A 3,619-nucleotide genomic window follows, 5' to 3' on the forward strand; every position below is an offset into this window, starting at 1 on the left:
GGGGCCTCGTCGGTTTCCTGCGGCCCTCCGCACCGACCGGCGCGTACTCTGGCCGTGCACCACGCTGTTGCTTCGCTTCGCCGGGCCGGCAGCCAGCCGGTTCGACCCCCGAGGTCGGGAGAACGCCGTGCTCATGAATGCGTCGAAGCTGTCCACCGAGGCCGTCGGTGGGGCAGCCACCGAGGTCGGCTCACCAGGGCTGATCGCGTCCGGAGCACGCACCCTGCTGCTCAACGCCAGCATGGAACCGCTGTGCATCGTGAGCCTGCGGCGCGCCGTGGTGCTCGTCATGTCCGGCAAGGCGACCGTCCTCGAGACCGACGGTCGCCTGCTGCACTCCGAGCACGTGTCCGTGCCCCTCCCGGTCGTCCTGTGCCTGACGCGCTACGTGCACGTCCCGGTGCGCCGCCCGGTGCCCCCCACCCGCCGCACGGTGCTGCAGCGCGACAACCACCGCTGCGCGTACTGCGGCGGGGGAGCGGACACCGTGGACCACGTGAACCCACGCTCGCGCGGCGGCCGCCACGAGTGGACCAACGTCGTCGCCGCGTGCGTGCGGTGCAACCACCGCAAGGCCGACCGGCTGCTGCACGAGATCGGCTGGGAGCTGCCGTTCGTCCCCCGCGCCCCGCGGTGGTCGGTGGCGTTCGGCACCACGTCGGTCCGGTCCGAGCCGCTGTGGTCCCAGTACGTGGTTGCCTGAACCTCATCTTCGTCAAGAATCCACCAACGTATGGCATCATTCCGGCTACTCGCGGGTGCATCGGCGCACCGGTGGGAGACACTGGGACGAGCGCACGGTGGGCTCGGCACGAGCACGGAGGCTCCGGATGACGCGTGACGATGTGGTCCTCGTCGGGGTGGACGGATCCGCGGCGAGCCTGCACGCGCTCGACTGGGCGGCCGCGCAGGCCAAGACCCACGGTTGGGGCATCCGGCTCATCTGCAGCTACTCCCTCCCGTCGTTCACCGCGGCCTCGCTCGACGGCGGATATGCGGCGCTAGACGACACGGCCATCCAGGAGGGCGCCAAGGCGGTGCTCGCGGAAGCCACGCAGCGGATCGCGCCGTTGGGCATCCCGGTGACCGCCAAGGTCCTCACGGGCGACGCCGCGGGCGTGCTCGTCGACCTCTCGCACCAGGTCCGGCTCGCCGTCGTCGGCACGCGCGGGCGCGGCGGGTTCGCGGACCGGCTGCTCGGCACCGTCTCGTCGGCCCTGCCTGCGCACGCGTACTGCCCGACGGTCGTCGTGCCCCTGCGCGAGGCCGGCCGGACCCTGCCCGACGACGCCCCCATCCCGGCGCCGCGCCCGGTGAAGCGCATCGTCGTCGGCGTCGACGGCTCCCCCCAGGCCGAGCACGCGCTGCGCTACGCCATCGGGGAGGCCGAGGCGTGGGGCGCCGAGCTGACCGCCGTCGCGGGCGTGCCCGTGGGCTCGATGACCGGTGTGCTGGCGTGGCTGCCGGCCACGGTGGACCACGAGCAGGTGCTGCGGGACGTCACCGAGGGACTGCACGTGGTGGTCGACCGCGCGCTGGCCGAGCACCCGGACGTGACGGTCCGGCGGATCGCCCTGGACGGCACGGGCGCAGAGCTGCTCACGGAGTTCTCGGTGGCCACCGACCTGATCGTCGTCGGCTCGCGCGGCCGCGGCGGGTTCGCCGGGCTGCTGCTGGGCTCCACCAGCCAGGCGGTGCTGCACCACTCCGACTGCCCGGTCATGGTGGTCACCAACCGGTGCGCCACCGAGGAGGCCGTGGCCGGTTAGCCCTCCGGGGCCGGCGGTACGTCCGGGCGGCGGACCAGCGCCGAGAGCACCACGGTCGAGCGGGTGCGCGCCACGAACGGCTCCGCGGCCAGCCTCTCCACCACGCGCTCCAGGTGCCGCATGTCCCGCGCGCGCACCTGCACCATGAGGTCCACGTCCCCGGTCACGGTGCTCGCCGCGACCACCTCGGGATAGTGCTCGACCGCCGCGCGCATGGTCGCCGGGCTCGTGGAGCCCTGGCAGAACAGCTCGACGAAGGCCTCGGTCTGCCAGCCCATGGCCGCCGGATCCAGCCGGACGGTGAAACCGCGGATCACGCCCCGCTCGCGCAGCCGGTCGACGCGTCGCTTCACGGCCGGCGCGGAGAGCGAGACCTGCTCTCCCACCTGCGCGAACGTGGCCCGGGCATCGAGTGCGAGCACCCGCAGGATGGCGGTGTCGAGGGCGTCCAGCCCGGAGTCGTCGGTCACGGTCACATCATCGTCGGTCGCGCGCCGATTGGTGCTAGCCGCAGAAAAATGGCAATGTGCACCGCGTACTGGTCCGAACGGGTGATTGACAAAAAGGGGCATGTGGCCTCAAGGCGGACTCCCGACATGCCGAGATGAGTGGAAGCCCCACTCGCGCCAGCCGTGCCGGGGTCCCCGAAGGAGGCGACGTGGTCAAGGACACCAAGAAGCTGCTCGACGTCGTGCCGAGCCAGCGACCGTCGGTCATCAGTGCACCCGTGCCGGTGGTCGACGATGTCCCCCACCAGGTCGATGTCCCGCACCAGCGCACCGCGCCGTCCCCGCTCGTCGAGGAGACCGCCGCCCGGATCGTGGCGGTCAGACGATCCGTGTGGATCGGCCTCGCCGCCGGTGTCGCGCTCGCCGTGGCCGCCGGCGGTGGCGTGTACGCCGCCGATCAGAGCGCCCAGGCGGCCCAGGCCAAGGCGCTCGAGGCCGACCTCCGCGTGGACCAGTCCGTGCTGGCCGCCGCGCGTGACGCGGTCGTGAATCGCCAGACCGACGTCGTCGTCGCGCAGACCGCCTACGTCGCCAGCCGCACCGCCGCCGCGACGAGCGCCCAGGCCGCCGTCGACCACGCCAACGCCACCCTCGCCGCCGTGCCGAACGCGGGCGACGCCCCCCGTGCCGCCCTCGCGAGCGCCACCGGAGCCGTGGGTGCCGCCCTCACCGCACCCGACGTCAGCCTCGCGTCCCTGCGCTCGCTGGTCGCCGGGGTTGCCGCACCCGAGAAGGCCGCCGTCGACGCGCAGGCCGCGTGGCAGGCCGCCGAGACCGCCCGCATCGCCGCGGAGCAGGCAGCCGCTGCCGCCGCCGCACAGGCTGCTGCCGCCCGGTCCACAGCCAAGGCCCCGACGCGGACCACGTCCCGTTCGACCGCTCCCAGGACGGCCTCGGCCCCCGCGCCGGTCGCGCCGTCGTCCGGCATCCCCAGCGGCGGCAAGGTCTGCAGCGGCTCCGGGGGATCCGGCGCCGGCGAGTCGAGCGTCTCGGCGATCGGCTCCGCCATCAACGCCTACCGCGCGTCCCTCGGGCTCTCGCAGCTGTCGGTCTCCCGCAGCGGCAGCCTGGTCAGCCACGCCATCACCATGGCCAACGCGGGCGGCATCTGGCACTCCGGTGGCGACAACATCGTGGCCTGCGTGAGCAACGGCTCCGCGTCCTCGATGGTCTCCGCCTGGTCGCGGTCCGCCGGTCATGACGCCCAGATGCGCCGCACCGACGTGTCGAGCATGTCCGTCGGCGGCGCGAGCCTGAACGGCTGGCTCTTCGGCGCAGTCCGCTTCAGCTAGCCCTTCTGCAGCCGCAACGTCCGCACTCGAGGGGGTCCCAGCCCCCACG

4 protein-coding genes are annotated in these 3,619 nt (G+C 73.3%); 3 read left to right on the forward strand and 1 reads right to left on the reverse strand.

Going from position 1 to position 3,619, the window contains the following annotated elements:
• Positions 1–241: 241 nt before the first annotated feature.
• Positions 242–703 carry an HNH endonuclease gene (locus tag AC1DUQ_RS19280; RefSeq protein ID WP_056096423.1) on the forward strand — a complete coding sequence of 154 codons (462 nt, stop codon included), beginning with the start codon at positions 242–244 and terminating at the stop codon, positions 701–703.
• 127 nt (positions 704–830) lie between these two features.
• Positions 831–1,769: a universal stress protein gene (locus AC1DUQ_RS19285; RefSeq protein ID WP_477060093.1), complete on the forward strand. Its 939-nt coding sequence runs from the start codon at positions 831–833 to the stop codon at positions 1,767–1,769.
• Here the strand turns inward: AC1DUQ_RS19285 and AC1DUQ_RS19290 are convergent.
• Entirely contained in the window at positions 1,766–2,239 is a 474-nt protein-coding gene (locus tag AC1DUQ_RS19290) for an Lrp/AsnC family transcriptional regulator (protein ID WP_477060094.1), read from the reverse strand. The genes AC1DUQ_RS19285 and AC1DUQ_RS19290 overlap by 4 nt on opposite strands.
• A gap of 188 nt (positions 2,240–2,427) precedes the next feature.
• Between AC1DUQ_RS19290 and AC1DUQ_RS19295 the strand changes: the two genes are divergently transcribed.
• Positions 2,428–3,570 carry a CAP domain-containing protein gene (locus tag AC1DUQ_RS19295; protein ID WP_477060095.1) on the forward strand — a complete coding sequence of 381 codons (1,143 nt, stop codon included), beginning with the start codon at positions 2,428–2,430 and terminating at the stop codon, positions 3,568–3,570.
• Positions 3,571–3,619: the final 49 nt, after the last annotated feature.

The sequence above is a fragment of the Cellulomonas sp. P4_B5_2 genome (assembly GCF_056402235.1).